The sequence below is a fragment of the [Mycobacterium] manitobense genome (genome assembly GCF_025821665.1).
In the GTDB taxonomy this organism is placed as follows: Bacteria; Actinomycetota; Actinomycetes; order Mycobacteriales; family Mycobacteriaceae; genus Mycobacterium; species Mycobacterium arseniciresistens.
Genome location: NZ_JACKSJ010000162.1, coordinates 21,147 through 27,275, shown reverse-complemented (window position 1 = coordinate 27,275; position 6,129 = coordinate 21,147). Strand labels below are relative to the sequence as shown.

Here is a 6,129-nt window from a genome sequence, read left to right as displayed (position 1 = left end):
CCGGCGCCCGGCCCGGCACCCGGTCCCGCGCCCGGCCCTCCGGCCTGACCGGCCGCCGTCACGACGGACCGCCGCGGCGGCCTACACTCGCGGGTGATGTCTTCTTCTTCCTCTGAGCTCGAGAGCGCGGTGCGCGCCGCGCTGACCAAGGTCGTCGACCCCGAGTTGCGGCGGCCGATCACCGAGGTCGGCATGGTCAAGGACGTGACGATCGAAGCCGACTCGAGCGTCCACGTCGAGATCTACCTGACCACCTCCGCGTGTCCGAAGAAGACCGAGATCTCCGAACGGGTGCAGCAGGCGGTCGCCGACGTGCCCGGCACCGGCGCCGTCAAGGTGAGCCTGGACGTGATGAACGACGAGCAGCGCGCCGAACTGCGCGTCCTGCTGCGGGGCGACTCCCGCGAACCGGTGATCCCGTTCGCCCAGCCGAATTCGCTGACCCGCGTCTACGCGGTCGCCTCCGGCAAGGGCGGCGTCGGCAAGTCCAGCGTCACGGTGAACCTGGCCGCCGCGATGGCCGCGCGCGGACTCGCCGTCGGTGTGCTCGACGCCGACATCTACGGCCATTCGGTGCCCCGGATGATGGGCACGACGGACCGGCCCACCCAGGTCGACTCGATGATCCTGCCGCCGATCGCCCACGAGGTGAAGGTCATCTCGATCTCGATGTTCACCCAGGGCAACACCCCGGTGGTGTGGCGCGGGCCGATGCTGCACCGCGCGTTGCAGCAGTTCCTCGCCGACGTGTACTGGGGCGATCTCGACGTGCTGCTGCTCGACCTGCCGCCCGGCACGGGCGACATCGCTATCTCGGTGGCACAGCTGATCCCGGGCGCGGAGATCCTGGTGGTGACGACGCCGCAGGCGGCCGCCGCCGAGGTAGCCGAGCGGGCCGGCGCGATCGCGCTGCAGACCCGTCAGCGAATCGTCGGCGTGGTCGAGAACATGTCCGGACTACTGCTGCCGGACGGTTCGACCCTGCAGCTCTTCGGCGAGGGCGGTGGCCGCCAGGTCGCCGAGAGGCTGTCCCGTTCAGTGGGCGCCGACGTGCCACTGCTCGGCCAGGTGCCGATCGACAAGGCGCTCGTCGATGCGGGCGACTCGGGCGTTCCGCTGGTGCTCAGCGCCCCGGATTCGCCCGCGGGCAAGGAACTCCGCGGCGTCGCCGACGCGCTGTCGGCGCGCAAGCGCGGGTTGGCCGGGATGTCACTGGGGTTGGATCCGGCCGGCCGCTGACCGATCGACTTTCTTACCATCAACACCAACAGCCCCACACCGTGCGGCCGACGACACTAGAGTGCTGACTCGTGACTAGCGCACCTTCCGCCAACGGCCGCGGCCGGTTGCTGGCGCTGGTGGGTTCCGTCGTCGTCTCGGCTGCGCTCCTCTACGGCCAGGCCGCCAAGCCGCCCTCGCCCGAGGCACCCCCGCAGACCGCCGACCAGCAAGCGTTCGTGCCACCCGGGCCGCCGCCCGCCGGCAGTCCCCCGCCGGTGGCCGAGTTGCTGGCCGCGCAGGCCCCGGTCGCCACCACGCCCACCCTCTTCGAGCTGCCGCGGGGCGTCACCCCCGAATCAGGACTCCAGGTGAACACCATCCGCGCGGCGCGCGCCATCAGTGCGTTGTTCCCGGAGATCAAGACCATCGGCGGGTACCGGCAGGACGCGTTGAAGTGGCACCCGAACGGACTGGCGATCGACGTGATGATCCCGAATCACGGCAGTGAGGAAGGCATCGCGCTCGGCAACCAGATCGCCGGCTACGCGCTCGCGAACGCCAAGCGGTGGGGCGTCATCCACGTCATCTGGCGGCAGGGCTTCTACCCGGGCGTCGGCGCCCCGAGCTGGACCGCCGACTACGGCTCGGAGACCCTCAACCACTTCGACCACATCCACATCGCCACCAACGGCGGCGGCTACCCGAGTGGCGACGAGAAGTACTTCGTCTGACCCCGGCGGTCTTACCCCGGCGAGCTGACCCGGCTGCGCCGATCAGGTGGCGTCGGTGTCGAACCGCGTGCTCGCCCGCGTCGTGGGACCCGGCTGCTCGGCCGGCTCCGTCCCCGCCGCCGGCGGAACCGGCGGGGTCGGCGCACTCACCGGCTTCTCGGTCGGCTTGTCGAACGCGGTGAAGATCGAGTCGTCCCCGTCGAGCAGGTGCTTTGTCAGCGCGGCCCGCGGCGTCATCCCTCGTAGCTTCTGCAGTTCGCTGAGCGGCTCGCGAAGATCGTCGAACTCCGGCCCGAGATCCTGGCGCAACTGGGTGGTGGCGCCGCTGACGTAGTCGCGCGCCTGGCGCAGCGCCCCCGATGTCCACCGGATGGCGCCGGGCAGCCGCTCCGGCCCGAGGATCACCAGACCCGCGATCACCAGGAGCAGCATCTCGCCCCAGCCGATGTTGGCGAACACGTCAGACGGTGTTGTCGGGCGTCGGGGTGACGGTGAGAGTCACCGGCCGGCCTTCGCGCATCACCTCGATCGGCGCGGGCTCACCGATCTTCAGCTGCCGCACCGCGACGACGAACTCGTCGGCGTCGGCCACCTCGCGAGACCCCACCTTGACGACGACGTCGTTCTCCAGGATGCCGGCCTGTTCTGCGGCACTGCCCGCCTTCACGTTGGCCACCTGCGCGCCGGACGCGACGTCATTGCTGACCGAGCGGGCGGTCAGACCCAGAGTGGGATGGGAGATCCGGCCGTCCTTGATCAACGCGTCCATCACCATCTTGACCTCGTTGACCGGGATCGCGAAGCCGAGGCCGCTGGCGCTGTCGGACAGCGACTTGCCCGCGGTGTTGATGCCGATGACGTTGGCGTTCATGTCGATCAGCGGTCCGCCGGAGTTGCCGTGGTTGATCGACGCGTCGGTCTGCACACCGTCGATCACGGTGTCGGTGTCGGACCCGTCGCCCGACAGCGGAACGGGCCGGTGCAGCGCGCTGATGATGCCCTGGGTGACCGTGCTGCGCAGGCCGAGCGGCGCGCCCGCGGCGATCACCTCTTCGCCGACCCGCAGGTCGTCGGAGTTGCCGAGCTTCGCGACGCTCAGGTCTTCGACGTTGTCGACCTTCAGCACGGCGAGGTCGGTCTTGGGGTCGCGGCCCACCAGATTGGCCGGAACCTCCTTGCCGTCGTTGAACACCACCTTGATCTTGGACTCGGCCGGTTTGGTGGCCGCCTCGGAGATGACGTGGTTGTTGGTGACGACGTAACCGCGGGGGTCGACGACCACGCCGGACCCCTGTGAGCCTTCCTTGCCGATGGTCGCCTCGATGGTGACCACCGAATCGGCGACCTCGGCGGCCACCTTCATGAATCGGCCCTCGGGCGGATCCTCGGCGTCGCCGGTGTCCAGCGTCGCCTCGGACGTGGTGAACGCCGACACCGGGTCGGCCGTCAGGTATCCGATCCAGCCGCCCAGGACACCGACCACGAGAGCGATCACGCCGACGATCGCGAGCGCGACGAACGACACCCGCCGCCCGAAGACCACGTCCCGGACCCCCAGCCTTCCAACGGGCGCGGCCGCATGCGTCGCCGTCGAGTGGGGCATGGCGGGGGTGCCCAGTGAAGCGGCCGATGACGGGTTGCGCCAGGGGTCGTCGGTCTCGTCGGGGAGTCCGGCGTCGCGCTCGGCGTCCAGTGCGCCGGCGTCCGCGGGGTGGCGCTGCAGGGATTCGCCGCCTGCCCGGGGCCGGCCGAACGCCTCGGCCAGCACGGGATCAGAGGACTTGTCCCTCGGCGTGTACTCGCCGCGGTCGCGGAATTCGGCCTCGGCGACGAAGGAGCCGCGGAACCCCTCGGGGCGGCCGAACGCGCGCTGGGCGGCGGGATCGACTGCGGGGCGGTCGACAGGGCGCGGGTCAAGACGCTGGCTGTCGCCGGACGGGTCCTGATTGGTCACGCGTCATTCACCTTCTGCTGGGAGCGCCCGCCGTCGCCGGCGCAGGTCGAGCTCGACTCGCATCTAGCCTACCGGCGTTTGCGACGGGCCCGGGACGGGTCATCAGCAAACTGTGGCTGCGCCGGCTCTTCGGCCGGCTGCGGTTGCGTGCAGTGCGGGATCTGCGACAACATGCCGAGCAGCGAGGTCGGCACGGCAATCGGGCGCGAATCCCGCAACGCCGACCTGGCCTGACCCTGGGCCTCCACCTCGGCGGCGCACTGTGCGCACAGCGAGAGGTGCGACGCGGCCCGCAGATGCGCATTCATGCCGAGCTCGCCGTCGACAAACGCCGCGACCGCCTCGATCGAGAGGTGCTCGGTGGAGCCGAACTGCCGCGGCGCTCCGACCGGCGCGCCGTTCTGCGAGGCGAACGGGGTAGGCAGCCAGGAGAAAGCGCGACGGAACACATGTCCCGGGTCGACCATCACCCAGCTCCTCTCCACTCATCTCGGTCCGCGGTGCTCACTTCGAATGTAGCGCGAGACGTCCCGCCGGACACCCGTGACGGTCAGGCAGATCTGGCCGTGTCCGACGAGTGGCGGGCCAGATGGTCACGCAGCGCCTGCCTGCCGCGGTGGATGCGGCTGCGGACGGTGCCGAGCTTCACCCCGAGCGTGGCGCCGATCTCCTCGTACGACAGACCCTCGATGTCGCACAGCACGACGGCGGCGCGGAACTCCGGCGGCAGTGAGTCCAGTGCAGCCTGCAGGTCGGGCCCCAGCCGGGAGTCGTGGTAGATCTGCTCGGGGTTGGGGTCGTCGGCCGGGACGCGGTCGTAGTCCTCGGGCAGCGCCTCCATGCGGATGCGGCCCCGACGCCGGACCATGTCCAGGAACAGGTTGGTGGTGATGCGGTGCAACCAGCCCTCGAAGGTGCCGGGCTGGTAGTTCTGCACGGACCGGAACACGCGAATGAAGGTCTCCTGCGTGAGGTCCTCGGCGTCGTGCTGGTTGCCCGACAGTCGGTAGGCCAACCGGTACACCCGGTCCGCGTGCTGACGGACCAGTTCGTCCCACGACGGCATCGACGCCTTGTCGCCGGTGGCGTCGAAGACCGCGGTGCCGGTCAGCTCGTCGGTCGGTTCCACCCAGTCGGAGTCGGCGTACTGCTCGAGATGCGCCATCGTGACGGGGGACGGTTGTGCAGCGGTGGTGGTCGTCGGATCCTCCAGGTCAGGGCGGTCGTCGGAAGACGACTGCTCGATGTTCGCGGCAACGCGACCGCTCAGGTCGTTATTCCCGAAGCGCCAGCGTCCGCCGTCTTCCATGCCGATACCGTTCCTCATCGCAGTGTGCAGCGGATATGAGCACACTGAAGTTTCCCTGAGAAACGTGGCTACCCCTAGTCCAACCAGGGAAAACCCATGATTTACGACGCAAATCACACGTTGCCGCGCGGGCGTGTCGACGGTTGGGCCGCGCGGCGCGCGAATTACGCTGCGGGCATGGCCAGCACCGACGACCCGACCACCCAGCCGAACAGCCGGGCCGCGTCGATCGTCACCCATGCCGAGCAGTCCATCTCCGAGGATTCCATCGTCGCGGCCGCACGCGAGCGTGCGGTCGACATCGGCGCCGGCGCGGTCACGCCCGCGGTCGGGGCGCTGCTCAGCGTGCTCGCCCGGCTCACCGGCGCGCGGGCGGTCGTCGAGGTGGGCACCGGCGCCGGGGTGAGCGGGCTGTGGCTGCTGTCGGGGATGCGCGAGGACGGTGTGCTCACCACCATCGACGTCGAACCGGAGCACCAGCGGATCGCCAAGCAGGCGTTCGGCGAAGCCGGAATCGGGCCCGGCCGCACCCGGCTGATCAGCGGCCGCGCCCAGGACGTGCTGACCCGCCTCGCCGACGAGTCCTACGACCTGGTCTTCATCGACGCCGACCCGATCGACCAGCCGCAGTTCGTGGTCGAAGGCGTCCGGCTGCTGCGCGCCGGCGGCGCGATCGTGGTGCACCGGGCCGCACTCGGCGGCCGGGCCGGCGACGCGTCGGCGCATGACGCCGAAGTCAGCGCCGTGCGGGAAGCGGCCCGGCTGATCGCCGAGGACGAGCGGTTCACCCCGGTGCTGGTGCCACTGGGTGACGGCCTGTTGGCCGCCGCCCGCGACTGACCCTCCCCCTCTCTGCGCGAGCACCTCTCTGCGTGAGCAGACGCAAACTGCGCCGATTCGACGGCGTGTCCCAG

General features: G+C 70.2%; 7 protein-coding genes. 3 read left to right on the top strand and 4 right to left on the bottom strand.

Features of this window, described 5'->3' with window-relative positions; translation table 11 throughout:
* Positions 1-96: 96 nt before the first annotated feature.
* On the top strand, positions 97-1,239 hold the full coding sequence (locus H7I41_RS19750; RefSeq protein WP_264014307.1) for an Mrp/NBP35 family ATP-binding protein: 1,143 nt from the start codon (positions 97-99) through the stop codon (positions 1,237-1,239).
* A 71-nt stretch (positions 1,240-1,310) separates the two neighbouring features.
* Positions 1,311-1,952, top strand: coding sequence for a VldE C-terminal domain-containing protein (locus H7I41_RS19745; RefSeq protein ID WP_264014306.1), 642 nt, complete (start codon positions 1,311-1,313; stop codon positions 1,950-1,952).
* 42 nt (positions 1,953-1,994) lie between these two features.
* On the opposite strand, the gene tatB is transcribed toward H7I41_RS19745, so the two are convergent.
* The 4 genes from tatB to sigE all read right to left on the bottom strand — a co-directional run bounded on the left by tatB (position 1,995) and on the right by sigE (position 5,215).
* Complete coding sequence (gene tatB, locus H7I41_RS19740; protein ID WP_264014305.1) at positions 1,995-2,411, bottom strand: Sec-independent protein translocase protein TatB; 417 nt, start codon at positions 2,409-2,411, stop codon at positions 1,995-1,997.
* A gap of 1 nt (position 2,412) precedes the next feature.
* Positions 2,413-3,906 (bottom strand): serine protease HtrA, encoded by a 1,494-nt coding sequence (htrA, locus tag H7I41_RS19735; RefSeq protein ID WP_264014304.1) that lies wholly within the window; start codon positions 3,904-3,906, stop codon positions 2,413-2,415.
* A gap of 68 nt (positions 3,907-3,974) precedes the next feature.
* The gene (gene rseA / locus H7I41_RS19730; protein WP_264014303.1) at positions 3,975-4,373 is read right to left on the bottom strand and encodes an anti-sigma E factor RseA; all 399 of its coding nucleotides are present in this window, start codon (positions 4,371-4,373) and stop codon (positions 3,975-3,977) included.
* 83 nt (positions 4,374-4,456) lie between these two features.
* Positions 4,457-5,215 carry an RNA polymerase sigma factor SigE gene (sigE, locus tag H7I41_RS19725; protein ID WP_264014302.1) on the bottom strand — a complete coding sequence of 253 codons (759 nt, stop codon included), beginning with the start codon at positions 5,213-5,215 and terminating at the stop codon, positions 4,457-4,459.
* A 177-nt stretch (positions 5,216-5,392) separates the two neighbouring features.
* On the opposite strand from sigE, the gene H7I41_RS19720 reads away from it, so the two are divergent.
* Positions 5,393-6,055, top strand: coding sequence for an O-methyltransferase (locus H7I41_RS19720; protein WP_264014301.1), 663 nt, complete (start codon positions 5,393-5,395; stop codon positions 6,053-6,055).
* Positions 6,056-6,129 lie beyond the last annotated feature (74 nt).